This is a genomic window from Belnapia moabensis DSM 16746, assembly GCF_000745835.1.
Taxonomy (GTDB): domain Bacteria; phylum Pseudomonadota; class Alphaproteobacteria; order Acetobacterales; family Acetobacteraceae; genus Belnapia; species Belnapia moabensis.
Genome location: NZ_JQKB01000005.1, coordinates 1 through 20,388, shown reverse-complemented (window position 1 = coordinate 20,388; position 20,388 = coordinate 1). Strand labels below are relative to the sequence as shown.

The 20,388-nt window shown below is 70.3% G+C and carries 16 protein-coding genes, 2 tRNA genes and 1 rRNA gene; 15 read left to right on the top strand and 4 right to left on the bottom strand.

Annotated elements, in window-relative coordinates; genetic code table 11:
• Positions 1-108: 108 nt before the first annotated feature.
• Together tig and EP26_RS04155 are read right to left on the bottom strand one after the other, a co-directional pair.
• Positions 109-1,437, bottom strand: coding sequence for a trigger factor (tig, locus tag EP26_RS04160; protein WP_043336202.1), 1,329 nt, complete (start codon positions 1,435-1,437; stop codon positions 109-111).
• Between the two features lie 39 nt (positions 1,438-1,476).
• Positions 1,477-1,561 (bottom strand) — tRNA-Leu (locus tag EP26_RS04155).
• Positions 1,562-1,693: 132 nt separating this feature from the next.
• On the opposite strand from EP26_RS04155, the gene EP26_RS04150 reads away from it, so the two are divergent.
• The 15 genes from EP26_RS04150 (at position 1,694) to EP26_RS04080 (ending at position 19,898) form a co-directional block, all read left to right on the top strand.
• Complete coding sequence (locus EP26_RS04150; protein WP_052388810.1) at positions 1,694-4,057, top strand: penicillin acylase family protein; 2,364 nt, start codon at positions 1,694-1,696, stop codon at positions 4,055-4,057.
• Between the two features lie 71 nt (positions 4,058-4,128).
• Complete coding sequence (locus tag EP26_RS04145; protein ID WP_043336200.1) at positions 4,129-4,896, top strand: arginyltransferase; 768 nt, start codon at positions 4,129-4,131, stop codon at positions 4,894-4,896.
• 182 nt (positions 4,897-5,078) lie between these two features.
• On the top strand, positions 5,079-6,410 hold the full coding sequence (locus EP26_RS04140; protein WP_052388778.1) for an MFS transporter: 1,332 nt from the start codon (positions 5,079-5,081) through the stop codon (positions 6,408-6,410).
• A 197-nt stretch (positions 6,411-6,607) separates the two neighbouring features.
• On the top strand, positions 6,608-7,732 hold the full coding sequence (locus tag EP26_RS04135; RefSeq protein WP_211259370.1) for an inositol-3-phosphate synthase: 1,125 nt from the start codon (positions 6,608-6,610) through the stop codon (positions 7,730-7,732).
• Positions 7,729-8,640: a hypothetical protein gene (locus tag EP26_RS04130; RefSeq protein WP_043336195.1), complete on the top strand. Its 912-nt coding sequence runs from the start codon at positions 7,729-7,731 to the stop codon at positions 8,638-8,640. Before EP26_RS04135 ends, EP26_RS04130 begins: the two co-directional genes overlap by 4 nt.
• Positions 8,637-9,743, top strand: a complete 1,107-nt coding sequence (locus tag EP26_RS04125) for a methyltransferase domain-containing protein (protein ID WP_052388777.1) — start codon at positions 8,637-8,639, stop codon at positions 9,741-9,743. The genes EP26_RS04130 and EP26_RS04125 overlap by 4 nt, the downstream gene beginning before the upstream one ends.
• Positions 9,744-9,745: 2 nt before the next feature.
• Positions 9,746-10,780, top strand: a complete 1,035-nt coding sequence (locus EP26_RS04120) for a Gfo/Idh/MocA family protein (protein ID WP_245624293.1) — start codon at positions 9,746-9,748, stop codon at positions 10,778-10,780.
• Positions 10,771-11,616: an MBL fold metallo-hydrolase gene (locus EP26_RS04115; RefSeq protein ID WP_043336192.1), complete on the top strand. Its 846-nt coding sequence runs from the start codon at positions 10,771-10,773 to the stop codon at positions 11,614-11,616. The genes EP26_RS04120 and EP26_RS04115 overlap by 10 nt, the downstream gene beginning before the upstream one ends.
• The gene (locus tag EP26_RS04110; protein WP_052388776.1) at positions 11,613-13,091 is read left to right on the top strand and encodes a YcaO-like family protein; all 1,479 of its coding nucleotides are present in this window, start codon (positions 11,613-11,615) and stop codon (positions 13,089-13,091) included. Before EP26_RS04115 ends, EP26_RS04110 begins: the two co-directional genes overlap by 4 nt.
• Positions 13,092-13,093: 2 nt before the next feature.
• A complete protein-coding gene (locus EP26_RS04105) occupies positions 13,094-13,936 on the top strand; it encodes a sugar phosphate isomerase/epimerase family protein (protein ID WP_043336190.1) in 843 nt (280 codons plus the stop codon).
• Positions 13,933-15,174 (top strand): glycosyltransferase family 4 protein, encoded by a 1,242-nt coding sequence (locus tag EP26_RS04100; protein ID WP_043336188.1) that lies wholly within the window; start codon positions 13,933-13,935, stop codon positions 15,172-15,174. Before EP26_RS04105 ends, EP26_RS04100 begins: the two co-directional genes overlap by 4 nt.
• Positions 15,174-15,914, top strand: a complete 741-nt coding sequence (locus tag EP26_RS04095) for a PIG-L deacetylase family protein (protein WP_043336186.1) — start codon at positions 15,174-15,176, stop codon at positions 15,912-15,914. The genes EP26_RS04100 and EP26_RS04095 overlap by 1 nt, the downstream gene beginning before the upstream one ends.
• A complete protein-coding gene (galE, locus tag EP26_RS04090) occupies positions 15,911-16,924 on the top strand; it encodes a UDP-glucose 4-epimerase GalE (RefSeq protein ID WP_043336185.1) in 1,014 nt (337 codons plus the stop codon). Before EP26_RS04095 ends, galE begins: the two co-directional genes overlap by 4 nt.
• 53 nt (positions 16,925-16,977) lie before the next feature.
• Positions 16,978-18,618 carry a glycosyltransferase family 2 protein gene (locus tag EP26_RS04085; RefSeq protein ID WP_052388775.1) on the top strand — a complete coding sequence of 547 codons (1,641 nt, stop codon included), beginning with the start codon at positions 16,978-16,980 and terminating at the stop codon, positions 18,616-18,618.
• A gap of 14 nt (positions 18,619-18,632) precedes the next feature.
• Positions 18,633-19,898, top strand: a complete 1,266-nt coding sequence (locus EP26_RS04080; RefSeq protein WP_043336183.1) for a hypothetical protein — start codon at positions 18,633-18,635, stop codon at positions 19,896-19,898.
• Positions 19,899-19,970: 72 nt separating this feature from the next.
• On the opposite strand, the gene EP26_RS04075 is transcribed toward EP26_RS04080, so the two are convergent.
• Positions 19,971-20,044: transfer RNA gene (locus tag EP26_RS04075), tRNA-Met, on the bottom strand.
• A 35-nt stretch (positions 20,045-20,079) separates the two neighbouring features.
• Positions 20,080-20,194: ribosomal RNA gene (rrf, locus tag EP26_RS04070) — 5S ribosomal RNA — on the bottom strand.
• Positions 20,195-20,388 lie beyond the last annotated feature (194 nt).

Sequence of the window (20,388 nt, the reverse complement as noted above, 5' to 3'; positions counted from 1 at the left end):
GCCCGCAACCCTTAATGTGGTGCAACCGAAGCCGCGCCGGAAGGCCCCGCCGAATGGCGGGGGTCCGGCCCGGTCACGATCCGGTTCCGTGAAACTCGTATATCAGATTCACGCGGCTGCGGCAGCGGAAAGCTCGTCCGGGGCGACATTCCGGTCGCTGACCTTGGCCAGCTCGAGCATGAAATCGACCACCTTCTCCTCGAAGATCGGGGAGCGGAGGTTCTCGGCCGCCTGCGGGTTCTTGCGGAAGAATTCCATCACCTGCTGCTCCTGGCCCGGATAGCGGGCGGCCTCCTGCCGCATCGCCCGGGACAGCTCATCGGCGCTGACCGAGATGTTGTTGGTCCGGCCGATCTCGGAGAGCAGCAGACCGAGGCGGATGCGACGCTCGGCGATGGCCCGGTAGTCGGCCTTCAGCGTCTCCTCGTCCTTGCCCTTGTCGTCCTCGTCCAGCCGCCCGGCCTTCATGTCGGCCTCGATCCGCTGCCAGATCTGGGCGAATTCGGCCTCCACCATGCCTTCCGGCACGGGGAAGCTGGCCCGCTCGGCAAGGCCGTCGAGGAGGGAGCGCTTCACCTTGAGGCGGGAGAGGTTGTCGTACTCCTGCTGGAGCGAGCCGCGCACGGCCTCTTGCAGCTTCGCCAGGTCCTCGAAACCCATGCTCTTGGCGAGCTCGTCGTCGATCGCCGGGCTGACCGGGGCCTTCAGCGACTTGCAGGTCACGGTGAAGGCGGCCGCCTTGCCGGCCAGCTCCTTCGCCCCGTACTCCTCGGGGAAGCTGACATTGATCGTGCGGGTCTCGCCGGCCTTGATGCCCTCGAGCTGCTCGGTGAAGCCGGGGATGAAGCCGGCGCCCGCGACCTCGATCTGCATGTCGGTCGCGCTGCCGCCCGGGAAAGGCTCGCTCTCGCCCTCCAGCGTGCCGGTGAAGTCGCAGACCGCGATCTCGCCCTTGGCCGCGCCGCGATCCTCGGTGATGTCCTCGAGCTTACGGTTGCGGGCGGCGATCGTCTCGATCGTCGTCGTCACCTGCTCTTCGGAGGGCTCGGCCTTCAGCCGCTCGACCTCGATCCCGGCGAAGTCCGGCATCGGAATCTCGGGCAGCAGCTCCAGCTCGACCTTGAACTCCAGGTCGGCGCCGTCGGCGAAATTCACCAGCTCGATCTTCGGCTGCAGCGCCGGGCGTAAGCCGCGATCGGTCACCACCTGCTGCGTCGCCTTGTTGACCGACTGCTCCAGCACCTCGCTCATCACCGCCTGGCCGTAGCGGGCCTTCACCACGCTGGCCGGGATCTTGCCGGGGCGGAAGCCGGGCAGGCGCAGCTCGCGGCCCAGCTCATCGAGCCGGCGCGTGCGCTCGGCCGCGATATCGGCCGCCGGGACCGACACCGTATAGGCCCGCTTCAGCCCGTCATTCGCGACCTCGGTCACCTGCATCGTCGTCACTTTCTTCCCAAACCCTGTAAGCGGCGCCGATGGTGCGGGCGGAGGGATTTGAACCCCCAAGGCTTGCGCCACCGGAACCTAAATCCGGCGTGTCTGCCAATTCCACCACGCCCGCCCAAGGCCGGAGATGAAGCCAGGACGACGCCGGATTGGGGCGTTTAGCGCAGGCCATGCCGCTTTCCAAGGCTCGACGCTCGGATTCTCGCCGCATGGACCTGCGATGGCGGTTCAGGCGATACCCCTGGCCATGCTGCCTCACCGTCCTTCCCGCTTCCGCTGGCTCCGCCGCCTGGGCCTGCTGCTGCTCGCCCTGGTGCTGACGAGCGCCGCGGGCCTGGCCGGCGCGCTGTGGTGGAGCTTGCCGGCCGAGCAGGGCGAGCTGCGCCTCGCCGGCCTCAGCGGCCCGGTCGAGGTGACACTCGACGCCCAAGGCATTCCCCGCATCGCCGCGGCGGATGAGCGGGATGCGGCGATGGCGCTCGGCTGGCTACATGCGCGGGATCGGATGTTCCAGATGGAGCTGATGCGCCGCGGCGCGGCCGGCCGCCTCGCCGAGCTGGTCGGCCCGCCGGCACTCAGGCTCGACCGCTTTACCCGCACCCTCGGGCTCGCCCGCCGAGCCGAGGCCGACCTGTCCGCCCAACCGCCCGAGACTCGGGCGGTGCTGGACGCCTATGCCGACGGGGTGAATGCCTGGATCGCTGCCCGCGGCCGCTTTGCCGCCCCGGAATTCATCGCCCTCGGACCGCCGGAGCCCTGGCGGCCGGAACACAGCCTGCTCTGGGGCAAGGTGATGGGGCTTTGGCTTTCCGGCAACTGGCGGGCCGAGCTGGAGCGGGCGCGGCTCGCTGCCCTGCTGCCGCCGGAGCGGCTGCGCGAGCTCTTCCCCGCCGAGGCGAGCGCCGGGCGGCCGGACCAGCCGCAGGCGGCGCTCGACCCCGCCTGGCTCGGCCGGCTCGCCGCCGCCCTGCCCCGCTTCCCGGAGCCGGGTACCCTGCCCGGCTCGGCGAGCAATGCCTGGGCGGTCGCCGGCCGCCATTCCGCCTCGGGCGCGCCGCTGCTGGCGTCCGATCCGCATCTCGGCTTCCAGGCGCCGATCCTCTGGTACTTGGCACGGATCGATCTGAAGGACGGGCGGATGCTCGCCGGCGCCACCTCGCCTGGCGTACCCTTCATGGTGATCGGGCGGAATGCTCGGCTCGCCTGGGGCTTCACCACTACCCACTCGGATACCCAAGACTTCTTCATCGAGCGCCTGGCAGGGCCGGATGCCTACGAGACACCGGAAGGCCCTCGTCCCTTCACCGTCGTCGAGGAGCGCATCGCCGTGCGCGGCGCCGCGCCGGAGATCCTGCGGGTGCGGGAGACGCGGCACGGGCCGATCATTTCCGACCTCGACGAGACGCAACGCGCGGATAGGACGGTGCTCGCCCTCGCCGCCGCCAACCTCGCCCCGGGCGACACCGCGGCAACCGGCCTGCATGCGCTGAACCGCGCGGGCTCGGTCTCCGAGGCGCGCGGCGCGGCGGCACTCATCACCAGCCCCTCGCAGAACCTGATGGCGGCCGATGCCGGGGGCGGAATCGGACTGCTGCTCACCGGGCGGACGCCGGTGCGGAAGGCGGGAGACGGCACGGTGCCCGTCCCCGGCTGGGACGGGGCGCATGACTGGCTTGCCTGGGCGCCCTTCGATGCCCTGCCGCATGTTCTAGATCCGCCGAGCGGGATGCTCGCCAATGCCAACAACCGCGTGGCGCCGCCCGACTACCCGGTCTTCCTCGGGGCGGACTGGATCGCCGACTGGCGCTTCCGCCGGATCGGCGCGCTGCTGGCGGCGCGGCCGCGGCACGATGCGGCGGGCTTCGCCGCCATGCAGCGCGACACGGTCTCGCCCTTCGCCCTCTCGCTGATCGGGCCCGGCTCGCTGCTGCGTGGCCTCCCCATGGCGGAGGGCGCCGCGGGCCGGGCGCAGGCGCTGCTGCTCGATTGGGATGGCGATGTCGCCGCCGGCCGGCCGGAGCCGCTCATCTTCAATGCGTGGCTGAAGCGGCTCGGGCGGCTGGCCCTGGCGGCGGGCGGCGTGCCGGAGGGGGCGGCAGGGGCCCATGCCGCTTTCCTCGGCTTCGTCCTCTCGCCCGACAACCGCGGCGCCGCCTGGTGCGGCGGCGACTGCCGGGCGCTGGCCGCCCGTGCCCTTGCCGGAGCGGTCGCCGAGTTGCAGCCGAGCCAGGGCGAGGATTTGGCCTCCTGGCGATGGGGCGCCGTCCACCGCGCCGTATTCGAACACCAGCTGCTCCGCGCCATCCCCGGCCTCGGCGGCTTGGTGCGGCTGGAGGCGGTGACGGGCGGCGATGAGTGGACCGTCGCACGCGGCGGGCTGCGTGGCGGCCGCGGGCCCGAGGCCTGGCAGCACGTCCATGGCGCCGGGCTGCGGCTGGTCACCGACCTCGCCGACCCCGACTCGACGCTGGCCATCATCGCCACCGGCCAGTCCGGCCATCCATTGTCATCGCACTGGGGAAACCTTCTTCCGGCTTGGCGGGAAGGCGGAACGATCCGGCTTGGCCGGGCAGCCACCGGGCCCGCCTCGCGGTTGCGACTGTTGCCCTGACAAATCGTCAGGCAATTCCTTGAGGCTTGCGGTTGATTCCCGCGGCGGACGCGCCGACAGTGGCGGAAGCGATGCTGCACCGCCCCAACCGACGTCCGCAATTCTTCTACACGACCGCTCCCTTGCCCTGCCCTTACCTGGCGGGCCGGACGGAGCGGAAGATCGTGACCGAGCTGACCGGGCCGGATGCGGAGGCCCTGCACGACCGGCTCTCCCGCGCTGGTTTCCGGCGCAGCCACAACATCGCCTATTCGCCGGTCTGCCCCGGTTGCTCGGCCTGCATCCCGATCCGCATCCTGGCCGGCCCCTTCGAGCCCAACCGGGCCCAGCGGAAGCTGCAGAAGATCAATGCCGACATCGCCGGCTTCGAGATGCCGGCGCGGGCCACGGCGGAGCAGTTCGCCCTCTTCCAGCGCTACCAGCAGGCGCGGCATGGCGAGGGCGACATGGCGGCGATGGGCTTCTATGATTATCGCGCCATGGTCGAGGACACGCCGATCACGACCGGAATGGTCGAGTTCCGCGACTCGCAGGACCGTCTGGTCGGGGCCTGCCTGACTGACTGGCTCTCCGATGGCCTCTCCGCCGTCTATTCCTTCTACGACCCGGCGGCGAATCGCCGTTCGCTCGGCAGCTGGGCGATCCTCTGGCTGGTGACGCGCGCCCAGGCGCTCGGCCTGCCCTTCGTCTATCTCGGCTATTGGGTGCCCGAGAGCCGGAAGATGTCCTATAAAAGCCGCTTCCGCCCGAGCGAGGTCCTGATCGGCGGCGTCTGGCGCGTGCTCGAGGAGCAGGCGGCTGCCGATGTGGCGGATGTTGTGCCGGTTCTCTCAGAGTAATGGCCGCGACCCCGCGCCTTCTCCCTTGAGCCTGCCCGGTCCCTTGCAATTTCGGTCCAACTGGGCGGGAGGTCGGCGACGGTGATTGCGACATGGTCTGAGAATCTGATCAGGGCCATGTGCTCGTCCCTCTGCCTTCGGGATGCCCTGGCCCGCCGTGAGGACGGCCCGCGCCGGGCCGGATGAGTGTGACGCCGCAGCGGCCCGGCGCCGTCCGGAGCCCTCGTCCCGGACAGGCTCTCTTCACCCGTCCCGTCTGGCGCAGGCTGACCATTCTCGCCCTCTATGGCTACCAGGGGCTGGCTGCAGGCTTCGCGGTCACGGCGCTGCCGAACCACTTGGCCGCCGCTGGCGCAGCGCCCGAGGCCATCGGCGCGATGCTGGCGCTCATCGGCCTGCCCTGGGTGCTGCAGCCGCTCTGGGGCCCACTGGTCGACCGCTTCGGTGATTTCCGCATGGGCCGCCGCCGGACCTGGATCCTGCTCGGCCTCTCGGGTGCGCTCGCCTGCCTCGCCGCTTTGCCGCTCGCCGGCGACGGTGCCGGCGCGCTGCACGGCATCGGCCTCATCCTGCTGCTGCACAACGCCTGCGCCTCGCTGCTCGACACCGCGGTCGATGCGATGATCATCGACCGCGTCCCCGGCGACCGCCTGGGCGAGACGACAGCCCTGACGCGGACCGGCTTCGTCGGCGGCTCGGCCCTCGGTGCAGCGGTTTTTTCGACGCTTGCCGCGACTCATGGTCTGCCGTTCGCGGAGCAGCTGCTCCTGCTCCTCGGCGCGCTCGCCGCCGCGATCCCCCTCCTCGTCCGCGAGGACCAGGGCGACGCTCTCCTCTCGCTGCGGCGACGCGGACAGCGGGAGCGCGGCACCGCCTCCTACCTCGCCGTGCTGAAGGAGCTGGCGGATTTCGCCCGCAGGCGGGACATCCTCGCCCTGTTGGCGGTCTGCGTGGTGGAGGAATTCGCGACCGCCGCCTTCGGAGTGCACTTCGGCCTCGATCTCGTGGCGACGGGCCGGTGGGATGCAACCTCGCTCTCGCAACTCCAGGGTGGGCTGACGCTTGCCAGCGGCACCGTCGGCGCGCTGTCGATCGGCCTATGGCTGGACCGGGTCGGGCCACGTCATGCGCTCAGTCTGCTGCTCGGCGCCTGCGTCGCAGCCTATGTCGCGACCGCGCTGCTGCTGCTGCTCGGGCCGCGCAGCTACGCGCTTGAAGCCTGCGCCATGGCGCTGTCGAGTGTCGTGCCGGCGCTCGTCTTCGTCTCGCTTGCGCCCACCGTTATGCAGATCATCCGGGGCAGCGGCGCCGCCACCCAGTTCGCTCTCGTCATGGCAGCGTTGAACGGCGGCGGCGTGCTGGGCTCGGCCGCCTCCGGTCATATCGGCGCGCTGCTTCCCTCCTGGCTGGTGGCGCTTGGGGGCGCCGGCCTCTTTGCGCTCTGCACCCTGGCGGCCGCGAAGCCGGAACGGCTTTTCGGTGAAACCGTGCAATCATCTCCGAAGAACGAGTAACCAACGCAGTTGCTCTTGTCTCTGCTTACACTGCCTCCGGTATACGTGATCGCCCTTTCGCCTAGCGTATTCGATCACAGTCCCGATCTCCCGGTGCGAAACAAGGGCGGAGACGGAGCGGGATGGTGAATGCGTCGAGGCGCCGTCGCGTCGGTGTAGCGGTCGTGGGTCTGGGTGGCGCCGTGGCGACCACTGCCGTGGCCGGAGTCGAACTGATGCGCCGCGGCGGCAACAGCATGAGCGGGCTGCCCCTCGCCGATATCGCCGTGCCCGGCCTCGCCGGCTATGAGGACCTCGTCTTCGGCGGTTGGGACGTAAACGCGCAGAGCCTCGCCGCTGCCGCTGCTGAACATCACGTCCTGAACGACAACCAGCTTGCTGAAACGGAAGCTGCGTTGTCCAGCATCACGCCCTGGAAGGCCGTGGCGAGCAGCGCCTTCTGCCGGCGGATCGGCGGCGGCAACATGCGCGAGATGCGCGGCCATCGCGCCGCGATCGACGCCATCATCAGCGACATCCAGCAGTTCAAGGCGGCGAACGACCTCGACGACGTCGTTATGATCAACCTCGCCTCCACCGAGCGCACACCGGCCGAAGGTGAGGCGTTGCGCACGGCGGACGGCTTCCAGCGCGCCCTCGACCAGGATGACCCGGATATCGGCCCGGCCATGCTCTACGCCGCCGCGGCGATCGAGGCCGGCGTCGCCTATGGCAACTTCACCCCCTCCGTCGCGGCCGACATCCCCGGCCTCACCGAGCTTGCCGAGCGGCGCGGCGTGCCTGTCGCCGGCAAGGACGGCAAAACCGGCCAGACCCTGTTGAAGACCGTGCTGGCACCGGCGTTCCGCGCCCGTGCGTTGCATGTCGATGGCTGGTTCTCTACCAACATCCTCGGCAACCGCGACGGCCAGGCGCTCGAGGACCCGGACAGCCTGAAGTCGAAGCTCGGCACCAAGGGCAACGTGCTCGACAGCATCCTCGGCTACAAGGTCGAGGACCATCTCGTCGACATCCGCTACTACCGACCGCGCGGCGACGACAAGGAAGCCTGGGACAATATCGACGTCACCGGGTTCCTCGGCCACAAGATGCAGATCAAGGTGAACTTCCTCTGCAAGGATAGCGTTCTCGCCGCACCACTGGTGTTGGAGATTGCCCGCGTGCTCGATCTCGCGCGCCAGCGGGGCGAGCGCGGCCCGCAGGAGCAGCTTTCGCTCTTCTTCAAGGCGCCGATGACGGCTGGCAAGCGCGCGCCGGAGCACGCTTTCCACCGGCAGGAACGCATGCTTGCCGACTGGCTCGGGGACAAAGCCGGCCGATGAGGCCGGAGCAGGAGGGCGGGCTTGCTCCGCCCGCCCTGATGCCCCTGCTGCGCGGCCTTGAGGATCTGAAGCGCATCCGCTCCGCGCATCTCGCCGGTTCGGTGGCAGAACGCCTCTTCGCCGCCGCCTGGTCGGCCCTCATGGCCGGCGCGCATCCAGCCGATGTCGCCCGCCACACGATCCGCCAGGCGCTGGCGGCAACCGTGTTGGGCGATCTCGATGCCGATGTGCTGCGCACCGCCGGCGTGCCGGACGCGCCGGCACGTGCCATCGTGCAGTCCACCGTGGAGGCGGCCTCGGCGCCGCTCGCGCCCGACCTGCGCGCCTGGCTGCTCGACACGAACGCCCCGTTGCCAGCCGCCGATCCGCCGCACTTCGTCGCACGCCTAGCCGCCCAGCCTCGCGCTGGCGCCACGGCCCCGGGCCGTGGACGGCTGATCCTCGATCCGCCAGAAAGCCATGCCGAGCACTGCGCCCTGGCCGCCGTCTTTGGCGTCCTCCTAGCCCCGAGCTGGGGCGCGCGACGGGAGACGGTCTTCCTCGCTGCCCTTGCACATCACCTGCACAACGCGCTGTTGCCTGACTCCGGCTTCGCAGGCGAAATGGCGCTCGGTGAGTGGCTGGCGCCCGTCATGGCACGCGCGACCGGCCTCGCGCTCGACGAACTGCCTCCCACCCTCCGTGCCGCAACCGAGGCCGCCTGCCGCATCCTGCCCGATGCCACGACGCCCGAGGGCCGCGCCTTCCACGCCGCCGACACGCTCGACCGCGTCTTGCAGGTTGAGGCCCAGCTCCGCGCCGCAGGCACCAGCATGGGTTTCGTTCTGCGCGAGATGGAGCTGGTGCATGCCGGCCCGGTGAAGTCCTTCCAGGATGCGGTGCTCGCCCGCATGGGCCTCGCTCCATGATCGCCGACACCGCCCATTCGGTGCGGGATGCGGCGGGGCTGCGCTGGCCTGCGCCGGATGGCATCCCCTTCCTCCGCGCCGGGCGTCGCCCACTGGCCGAGGCTGCGCTCTATCACTGCGACGCCGGCGACATCGAAGCCGCGCTCGTCCTGCTTCTCGCCGATCAGGACGACTGGTGGCGCGGCCCCACCGCCGACCCAGCCGGGCTGCGCCGGCTGATCCGCGAGCGCGCGACGCTTACATTGCGCGAGGCGATGCGCCTGCTCGCCTGGGGACCCGTTGCCGACTACTTCGCGCATCGCTGGTCGGACCCGACCTTCCTCGCCGGGCTGGCGCTGACCGAGGCGCATTGGAACGCCCCGGAGAGCGCCTTTGAACTCGCCTGCGGCATCGGCCACCACTTGCGGGAGCTGGCGCAGCGCGGCGTCACCGTCACCGGGGTCGATGTGGTCTTCGCCAAGCTCTGGGTTGCGCGGCATTGGGTGGTGCCGCAGGCGCGGCTGCTCTGCCTCGACGCCGCGCAACCCTGGCCGCTGGAGGGCCCCTTCGACCTCGTCGCCTGCCACGACGCCTTCTATTTCCTGGAGCCGAAGCGGCCGATCCTCGACGCGCTGCGCGGGCTGCTCGACCCGGCGCGGGGCATGCTGCTCATCGGCCATGTCCACAACCGCGATTGGCCCAACCTGTCGGCCGGCGCCGCCCTTTCCGCCGGGGAAATGGCCGGCCTGCTGCCCGACGCCCGGCTCTACGAGGATGCCGAGCTGACCCGCGCCCTCGCCGCCGGCCGCGCGCCGCAATCGGCCTCTGCCGAGGCTCTGCGCGGCGCCGAGGCCTTCGCCGCCGCCGCAGGGCCCGGCCTGCGGGCGGCACAGCCGGTGACCGGGCTGGTCGCCCTGCCGCCACCGGGCGCGCTGCTGCGCCGCAATCCGCTCTATGACGAGGCGGGCCGCATCGCTTGGCCTTCGGAGCGCTACGCCCACGAATACGGCCCGCTCGCCACCTATCCCCCCGAGACTGCCCAGCCTCCCGCCGCGCCCCTCTCTCCTGCCACCGCCGAAGCGGCCCGGCGGCGCGAACTGGTCGATCTGCCGGAGGGCTGGTGACCATGCTCGACGCCGCGCAGCACGCCATGACGGGCGCATTGGGCTGGGGCGTGATCGGCTTCGGCTGGGTGGCGCGCGATTACGCCGTGCCCGGCCTCCTGGGCGCCGGCGGCCGGCTTGTGGCGGTGGCGGACCCGGATGTCGGCGCGCGCCGTCACGCCCGCACCCTCGGCGCCGAAGCCCATGCCGATGCCGACCGCCTGCTCGCCGACCCCGCCGTGCAGGCTGTCTATGTCGCCACGCCCAACCACCTGCACCGCGCCGCCGTCGAGCGCGCCGCGGCCGCCGGCAAGCCGGTGCTCTGCGAGAAGCCGATGGCCGCCAGCCTCGCCGAGGCCGAGGCCATGGCCGCCACCATCCGCGCTGCCGGCATCCGCTACGGCACCGCTTTCGACCAGCGCCACCACCCCGCCCATGCCGCTATCCGTGCCGCCATCGCCGCGGGCGCGATCGGCCGGGTCACCGCCATCCGCATCGCCTATGCCTGCTGGGTCGATGCCGGCTGGGCCTCAGACAACTGGCGCGCCGATGCCTCCCGTGCCGGCGGCGGCGCCCTCATAGACCTCGCCCCCCACGGGCTCGACCTGGTGGACTACCTGCTGGGCGAGCCGGTCGAGGAGGTCGCGGCGCTGACGCAGCAGCGCGTGCAGCGCTACGCGGTCGATGACGGCGCCATGCTGGTTGGCCGCACCGCCTCCGGCGTGCTGGTGCAACTCCACGTCGCCTACAACTGCCCGGAAGGGCTGCCGCGCCGCCAGCTCGAGGTGCTCGGCACCACCGGCCAGCTCCTCGCCGAGCGCACCATGGGCCAGGCGCCGGGCGGCAAGGTCTGGCGCATCGACGGCCGGCTCGGCCTGCGCGCCCTGCTGCCGGTGCCGGAGGCGGAGGCCTCGCCCTTCCTGCGGCAGATGGATGCCTTCGCCCGCTGGCTGCGCGGCGAGGCCGAGCCGGATTCTTTCTCGCTCGCGCGGGACCTCCACACCATGCGCCTCGTCGAGCGCGCCTATGCCGCCGCGGGAGAGCGTCGATGCCGCTGAAACCCTATGCCTGCGCCAATTGCGGCCACTGGCAGCGCTACTTCGCCCCGCCGCCTGACTGCCCGGTCTGCACCGACACGCGCAACGACCTGCCCGAGGACGGCTGGCGCTTCCTCACCGTGGAGGAGGTCCGGCCGATGCTGCGCGGTCACTGGCGCCGGCTGGAGCGCGACCTTGTCGCCTTCTCCGTCTCGCCGCCGCTCGGCCTGAATGGCACCGGCTGGCTGCTGCTCCATCCGGAGGGCAACATCGCCTTCGAAGCGGCGCCCTTCTACACCGACGAGATGCTGGCCGAGATTGAGCGGCTGGGCGGCATCCGCTTCCTCGCCGCCTCGCATGTGCATGGCTACGGCGCGCTCTGGCAACTGCAGGACGTCTTCCGCCCCGAGGTCCTGGCAATCCAGAAGGAGGATCTCCGCCTTACCAAGGCCTTCCGCGTCACCTGGCCCTATGACGAGGCGCTGGAGATCCGGCCCGGTCAGGTGCTGCACCATGTCGGCGGCCATTACGAGGGCCAGGCCGTGCTGCACGATGCCGGGCGGCGCATCCTCTTCTGCGGCGACGCATTCAAGGTGGACCAGGACGAGGCGGGCAACAGCACCGCTGTCTCAACGCACAAGGCCTTCCACAAGTCGATCCCGCTGACGCCGGGCGAGATTCGCCGCTACCGTGAGGTGATCGCCGGCCTCGACTTCGACACGGTCTGCACCCCCTTCGAGCACGCACCCGGCATCGGCCGCGAGATCGCGCTCGCGGTGCTCGACGACCAGCTGCGCGGCCCACCGGGCGTGCGGCACATCCCTGTGGACGAGCTGCGCAGGAGCGCGACGCGATGAGCCAGACCACTGACCTGCACGAGGTCGCCCGCGCCTTCCGCGAGTCCATGCCAGCGGACGGCCATGTCACCGTCTTCCGCATCGACATGCTGGACCGCATCGGCATCCCCGTGGTGCAAGCCAACCTAATCGTGGCGAAGGAGCCGGCGACCACCGGCTATGGCTACGGCTTCGAGGCGATCGAGGCCGAGGTCGGCGCACTCGGCGAGCTTTGCGAGGAAGTCCATATCGGCGCCTGGGTGAAGCAGGCCGAGCGCTTCGGTGGCTCCTACGCGGAGATGGTGCGGCAACGCGGCGCCGCCGGTGTCGCCGACCCGCTGACGCTCTGCCTGCCGGCCGGCAGCCCCTACACGGCGGAGATGCCACTCTCCTGGGTCGAGGCGCGGCGCTGGTCGAGCGGCGAGCCGGTGCTGGTGCCCCGCGACTGGGTCGCTGCCTATCCCTACCAGCTCGGCGAGAAGCCCCGGCTGATCACCCCGATCACCAACGGCCTCGGCGCCGGCTTCGACCTGCCGCATGCCGTGGCGCACGGGTTGATGGAGCTGCTGCAGCGCGACGGCAACGCCGTCACCTACCGCGCGCTCGACCAGGGCGTCGTGGTCGATGTCGACACCGAGGAGGAGCCGGAGGTCGCCGGGCTGATGGCGCATCTCCGCTCCCTCGGCATCGACGTCACCGTCAAGCTGGCCTGCACCGATTTCGGCATCGCCAACCTCTACGTCGTCGGCAACGACCGCGGCCAGCCGACGGTGCCGGTGCAGGTGACCTCCTGCGGCGAGGCCTCCCACCCGGACCGGTCACGCACGCTGCGCAAGGCGCTGCTGGAATTCTGCGGCTCCCGCTCGCGCAAGGCGGCGACGCACGGGCCGATCGACCTCGTCCAGGCCGCGCTGCCGCGCGACTATGTCGACCGCCAGATCGGCGTCGCCATGTTGGAGGAGGAGGAAAGCCGCGCCCTGCACGCTATGGCTGAATGGGTTGGCCAGGAGGCGGGCGAGCTGCGCCGCCGCCTCGCCGGCAGCGTCTTCTCCGAGCGGCGCCGCGTCCGCCTCTCGGACCTGCCGACCGTTCCGGCTTCGGCGGTCGCGGACTCTGAGGCGCGGCTACGGCTGTTGCTCGACCGCCTGGCGACCGAGGGGCTGGAGCCGCTGGTGATCGACTGCTCGCCGGCCGACGGTCCGGTGAAGGCGGTGAAGACCATCGTCCCCGGCCTCGAGAGCGAGACGATGAGCTACCACCGCATCGGCTGGCGCGGCGTCCGCCGCCTGCGCGAGCGGGCCGACCCGCTGCTGCTCGATGCCGCGCGGGAAGGCGCGGCGCGCATCCTGCTGCGGCCCGAGGACGAGGCGCGGGCCGGCGGCCCCGCCTGGTTCGACGCGCGGCGGGCGGACGAGACGGTCGGCCGGCTCTACCCGCTCTACCGCGAGTGCGGCACCTTCTCCGCCCAGCTCTACCGCCGGCGGCAGGCGGCCTGACCATGGCGCTGCGCTTCGCCTACAACACCAACGGCGCCGCCAACCACCGCCTCGCCGACGCCGTCGCGCTGATCGCCGAGGCCGGCTATGACGGCATCGCCCTCACCCTCGACTTCCAGCACCTCGACCCGCTGGAAGAGGGCTGGGTGGCCCGCACGGAGGCGCTCGCGCGCGAGCTGCGCAGCCGCCGCCTTGGCTGCGTCATCGAGACAGGCGCGCGCTTCCTGCTCGACCCGCGCCAGAAGCACGAGCCGACCCTGCTGACGCCGAACGCCGAGGGTCGCGCGCGGCGCGTCGCCTTCCTCCAGCGCGCCATCGACATCGGCAACATCCTCCAGGCCGAGGCGGTCTCCTTCTGGGCCGGCGTGCCCCGTCCGGGCGTCGATCGCGGCGAGGCCGGCGAATGGCTGCTGGAAGGCCTGGCGCAGGTGACGGACTACGCCACCCGCCACGGCGTCACCCCGGCGTTGGAGCCGGAACCGGGGATGCTGGTCGAGACGCTGGACGACTGGGCCAGGCTGCAGCCGCACCTGCCCGGCCTCACCCTCGCCCTCGATCTCGGCCATTGCCTGGTGACGCAGGAGCGCGAGCCGCCAGCAGCCGTGCGCGAATTCGCCGCGCAGATCGGCACCGTGGCAATCGAGGACATGCGCCGCGGCGACCACACCCACCTGCCCTTCGGCGAGGGTGACATGGACATTCCCGCCTGCCTCGACGCTCTGGAGGAGATCGGCTTCGCCCGCCTCGTCTGCGTCGAGCTGTCGCGCGAGAGCCACCGCGCCGACCGGATGATCCCGCATTCCCTCGACTGGCTGCGCCACTGCCGGGAAGGAGACGCCCGATGAGGATCCTGTTCTGCAGCCGCCGCTTCTTCCCGGCGATCAGCGGCATGAGCGTCTATGCGGTCAACCTCCTGCGCCAGCTCGTCGCGGCCGGGCATGACGTGACGATGGTCAGCCAGTACCGCGGCGATGCCGCCGGCACCCGCGTCTATGGCGGCGGCCCGCCGCCCGAGGTACCCGGCGTCACCGTCATCGGCCGCCAGTCCCTCGGCGAGGAGGCCTTCGCCGAGCCGGGCGGCGCCGATTTCGAGCGCGACGTAGACGACATGGTCTCCGTCATCCTCGCCGAGCACCGGAAGAAACCCTTCGACATCCTGCACGCGCAATACGGCTACCCGAATGGCTGGGCGGTGCTGCTGGCGGCGCGCGAGCTCGGCATCCCGACCGTCGTCTCCATCCAGGGCGGCGACGGCCACTGGGTCGGCTCCTGCTGCGAGACGCACCGGCTCGGCATGCTGAACGTGTTGAACCACGCCAATGCGCTGCTGATCGGCTGCGAAAGCTTCGCGCAGGAGGTGGTCGAGCGCCTCGGCGTGGCGCGGGAACGCTTCACCATCGTCCCCGGCGCCGTCGATACGGAGCGCTTCCACCCCGCCGCCGGCTTTGTTCCCGGCGAGGCCGCTGACCCCGTTCGCCTGCTCTACCACGGCCGCGTCGACCGGCGGAAAGGCGCACTCGACATGATCGAGGCGCTGGCCCTGTTGCAGGCCGAAGGCCTACGCTTCGCCGCCACCATATCCGGCATCGGCCCCGACTACGACAGCTCGCAGGCGCTCGCCGCCGAGCGCGGCGTGCCCATCCGCTTCACTGGCTATGCCGATTACGACGCGGCGCCCGCGCTCTACCGCGAGGCTGATGTCTTCGTCAGCCCGACCTATGCCGAGGGCTTCAGCAACACCATCCTCGAAGCCATGGCGAACGGCCTCGCCAGCGTCTCCTGCTACGCCGTCGGCGTGGTGGACTGCCTGCGCGACGGCGAGAACGGCCTGCTGGTGCAGCCGGGCGATATCCTGGCCCTCGCCGGAGCGCTGCGGCGGATCATCGAGGACGCGCCGCTCCGCCGCCGCCTCGCTGCGGCCGCGCTCGAGGAATGCCGCCGCACCTATTCCTGGGAGGCAGTCGGCCGCCAGATCATGGACGTCTATACCGAGGTCGCTGGCCGCAAACCCGACACCGCTTTCGACCCCGTCCTGCCGCGTGACCTGGATTGCCGGTTCCGCGCCGCGCCGCATCTTCTCTGATGCCACGCGCCCTCGCCCTCTCGCCGCATCTCGACGATGCCGCCTTCTCCTGCGGCGGCACGCTCGCGGCACTGGCACAGGCCGGATGGGAGGTGACCATCGCCACGGCCTTCACCCGCTCCGTGTCGAACCCGAGCGGCTTCGCCCTGGCCTGCCAGCTCGACAAGGGCCTGCCGGCGGAGGTGGACTACATGGCGCTCCGCCGCGCCGAGGATACCGAGGCCTGCGCCCGCCTCGGGGCACAGCCGCTCTGGCTGGATTTTCCCGAAGCGCCGCATCGCGGCTATGCGGATGCGCGCGCCCTGTTCGGCCCGCCGCAGGAGGCGGATGCGATCCTGCCGCCGCTGTCGCACGCCGTGGCGGCACTGATGGCCAATCCGCCCGACCTCCTGCTCGCCTCGCAGGCGATCGGCGGCCATGTCGACCATGTCCGGCTCGTCGAGGCGGTGCAGGCGGTGCTGCCGGCCGCGCTACCGGTGCTGTGGTGGACCGACTTCCCCTATTCCGCCCGGCCGCTGCGGGAGTCGGTGCAGCCTTTCGCCGCGGCGATGGAAGCATGGCCGGAGCGCAGCATCCCCGGCGACGCGGCAGCACGGCTGGCCGCCTGTGCCGCCTATGCGACGCAGCTCGGCTTCCAATTCGGCGGCGAGGACGGGTTGCGCCGCGCGTTGGAGGCCGCAGGACCAGCCGAGCGCTTCCGCGAAAGGGGCGCGATGCCGCCGCTCCGGGTGGCGGCATGACGGACGGCTCGACCATCCTCGTCACGGGCGGAGCCGGCTACATCGGCAGCCATGTCGTCTTTGCCCTGCTCGATGCCGGCCTGCGCGTCGCGATCCTCGACGACCTGTCCACCGGCTGCCGCGAGGCCATCCCCGCCGGGGTGCCGCTGGTGCAGACGAGCACCGGCGATGCGGCAGCGGTGCGGGCGGCGCTTCGCGGCTTCGGCGTCGGCGCCGTGGTGCACATGGCCGGGTCGCTGATCGCACCCGAGAGGGTCGTCGATCCCATCCGCTATTGGCGGAACAACCTGGCCAATACTCTCACCTTGGCGGAGGCCTGCGTCGCCGAGGGCGTCTCGCGGCTCGTCTTCTCCTCCACCGCCGCCGTCTACGGCATCCCGGACCGCCTGCCGGTCGACGAGGATACGCCCTGCCGCCCGATCAATCCCTACGGTGCCTCGAAGCACGCGGCGGAGCAGCTGCTGCAGGCCGTCTCCGCCGCGCATGGGCTTGATGTCGTCGCGCTGCGCTACTTCAACGTGGCAGGCGCCGACCCGGCCGGGCGCGCCGGCCAGCGCGTCGCGGGCGCCACGCATCTGATCAAGGTGGCCTGCGAGGCCGCACTCGGGCAGCGCCCCGAGGTGGCGATCTATGGCGAGGACTACGACACGCCGGACGGCACCGGCATCCGCGACTACATCCATGTCACCGACCTCGCGCGCGCCCATGTCGAGGCCCTACGGCACCTCGCCATGGGCGGCGGGACCGCCGTGCTCAACTGCGGCTATGGGCGGGGGCATTCGGTGCGCGCCGTGCTCAGGGCCGTCGAGCGCGCAACGGGGGTGACGCTGCCGGTCCGGATCGCGCCGAGGCGCCCCGGCGACCCGCCCGCTGTCGTCGCGGCGGCAGAGCGCATCCGGAGCGTGCTCGCCTGGCGCCCGGCCTTCGACGATCTCGATGTCATCATCGCCGATGCCGTCACCTGGGAGCGGCGCATGGCGGGCAAGAACCGGCGGCAACTCTGGAGCTGACCTCCGCGACTCTGGAGGGCGAGCGACGCACGCTGCGCGTCCGGCGCGCCGCGATGGCGGCGCTGGTGGCCGGTATTGCCTCGGCCCTTGTGGCGCTCGGGTGGCACGTGCTCTCCGCCGGCGGCTGGACAGTATGGGAATGGCTGATCCTCGCCTGCCTCACCGTCAACGCACCCTGGCTGGCGCTGGCCGGGGCGACGGGGCTGGTCGGCTTCGCCATCCGGATGCTGACGCCCGATCCACTGGCAGCCGTGCTGCCCGTAATGCGTCAATCCGGCTGGCAGGACGCCGCTGTCGAAGCCCGCACCGTCATCGCCGTCTGCGTCAGGCTAGAGGACATGGCGTCGGTCCTGCCGCCCCTGGGTCGCCTATTGGAGGAACTACACGCTCCGGCCGCCGAAGCGGGCCGCTTTCGCCTCGCCATCCTGTCCGATACTCCGGACGGCGGGATTGCTCTCGACGAGGCGGCTGAAGTCGCACGCTTCGCGGCGCGGTTTCCGGCGGACGCGGTCCACTACCGGCGGCGGAGCCGGAACAGCGGCTACAAGGCCGGCAACCTGATGGATTTCCTCGACCGGGACGCGGATGACGATTTCCTCCTGCTGATGGATGCGGATTCCGTCCTGTCCGCTACGACGGTCAGGCGCCTCGTCCGCCTGATGCAGGCCGACCGGCGCCTAGCGGTCCTGCAGCCGACGATCCGCGGGCATGGCGAGGCCACCCGCTTCGCTAGGTGCTTCAGCCTCGGCCAGCGGCACGGCATGCGAATCTGGGCGACCGGTCAGGCCTGGTGGCAGGGGCCGGAGGGCGCATTCTGGGGCCACAACGCCCTTATCCGCATCGCCCCGTTCCGGGCCCATGCACGCCTGCCCTCGCTGCCTGGCGGCGAGGCGATCCTCAGCCATGACCATGTCGAGGCCGCCTTGCTGCACGCCGCTGGCTGGGCCGTGCGGGTTTTGCCGGACGATGCCGGCTCCTTCGAGCGCCATCCACCGGACCTGCTGGCCTGCCTCGACCGCGACATCCGCTGGGCGCGCGGCAATCTGCAATATCGTCACCTGCTGCGCCGCCCCGATCTCGGCCGGCTGGGCCGGTTTCAGATGCTGCAGGCGATCCTGCATTACACGCTGACGCCCTTCTGGTTCGCCCTGCTGCCGCTCGCCGCACTCAACGCCGCAACCGGCGGCGGCGAGGGCACCTCGCGTGCTGGCCTTCTCCTGCTGCTCGCGGCTGGCTTCCTGACGCTGAACCTGCCGAAGCTTGCGGGCCATGCCGAGGCCTTGCTGAACCCGGGGCCAAAGCTGCCGCGCCTGAGCCCGTTCCTGAGAGAGATCGGCTTCTCAGTGGCCACTGATGCGGTCATGGCGGCGGAGAGGACATGGCTCATCCTGGTTTCCGCAGCGGGACAGACCGCCGGCTGGGAGCAGCAGCAGCGCGATGGCCGCAGTCTCCGTTGGAGCACTACAGTGCAACGGCTGCGCTTCAGCTTGGCGATGGGCGTAGGCAGTTTGGTACTGCTATCCTACGGGGGGCTGTTTCCGGTCGTGATCGCCTCCCCCATCTGGCTATCCTTGCTGCTAGGGGTGCCTATCGTGGTGTGGACGGCCCGTCCCGCGGGAAAGCATCACGGCTCGGCGACAGGCCAGCATCGCGAACCGGTTCCATTGGGCGGCGTTCCAGATTCGAAGCCATAAGCAGGAAGACGCCGATGCGCATTCTGGCAATCGGTCCACGGGTTTACCTCGGCGACATCTACCTGGCCTTGAGGCGCGAAGGGCATGACGTACGGGTCCATGCCGAGGACCGGCCCGAGGAACGCGCCTTCGATGGCCTGATAGAAACCGTTTCCGACTGGCGGCAGGAACTCCCTTGGGTCGGCCGCGACGGCATCATCCTGTTCGAGCGGGCTGATCGTGGCGAGATCGCCGATAGGCTCCGCCGCGATGGCTACCGGGTCATCGGCGGGAGCGCCTTCGGCGACAGGCTGGAGAACGATCGAGCCTTCGGGCAGGCGGTATTGCAGCGGCTCGGCCTACCGGTTGCACGGAATCGGGCATTCGATAGCCCTGCCGAAGCTCTGACATGGCTCGCCCAGGCGCCAGGCCGCCAAGTGTTGAAGTTCGACGACAGTCGCCTACCAACCTTCGTCGGCGAACATCCTGCCGGCCACGACCTTGCCTTCATGCTTCGCCGCGCCGGTCCCGGAAGAGTATTCCTACAGGAGCGGCTGGATGGCGTGGAAGTTGGTGTCGGCGCCTATTTCAACGGGCGACGCTTCCTTCGTCCGGCTTGCATCGACTTCGAGCATAAACGCTTCTTTCCGAGCGATATGGGCGAGATGACGGGCGAGATGGGTACGCTCGCCAGCTATGAGAATGCGGAGCGGCTGTTCGAGGCGACGCTCGGTCGCATTGCACCGCTGCTCGCCGACGCCGGCCATGTCGGCTACGTCAATCTCAACCTCATGGTGGATGACCGTGGGCCGCTGCCGCTGGAGTTCACCTGCCGCTTCGGCAATCCTGGTTTTGCCGTACTCGCGGCGATGCAGCGCGATGGTTGGGGCGACCTATTCGGCCGCATGGTTGCGGGAGCGTCGGAGACCTTCCGAACGGTGCCGGGATGGTCAATCGCTGTGGTGCTGACCGTGCCCCCGTTTCCGGCAGTGGACCACAAAGCAACGCCCACGGATGACGTGCCGATCTTCTACCGCCAACCGCCTCAAGGCAGGGAACTGGGTCACTACCACCCCGTCGACATCCGTTGTGATCCGGACGGGCAGCTCTTGGTTCGTCGGCGGTCGGGTCATGCCATGATCGTCACCGGGACCGGTGGGACGGTGCAGAATGCGCGTGAAGCCGCGCATACCCGCGCCCGCAACGTCATCGTCCCTGAGCTGCGTTGGCGGACGGATATCGGCGTTCGCTTTTTGGAGGGTGAAGCTTCCCGGCTACGTGCCTTGGGTTGGCTCACCTAAGTCAGGTTACGCCTGCTCATCGGATTTGTTGTTCCGATGCGGCTGTGCGGGGATGATTTGTGTGTAGGGGGGATGCGGGGACAGGATTTGAACCTGTGACCTTCAGGTTATGAGCCTGACGAGCTACCGGGCTGCTCCACCCCGCGGTGGTATGGTTGGTATCCTGGGATCCTGTTGGGTGGCCCGGCGGCGACCGACTCTCCCGCAGCTTGAGCTGCAGTACCATGGGCGCTGGGGTGTTTCACGTCCGAGTTCGGGATGGGATCGGGTGTATCATCCCCGCGATGACCACCGGGCCACCGAACAGGATCCTGGGATTGGGATGGGATGGTTGGTTTGGGGTGTTGGGTTGTGTGTGTGGTGTGCGCGGCTTGGTGCTGCGTGCGGTGCTGGTCGCCTTTTGAGGGGTGACCGGCTGCTGTGGTGTTGGTGTGGTGGAGATCTATCGGGCGATTAGGACCGCTCGGCTGCATGCATTGCTGCACTTCCA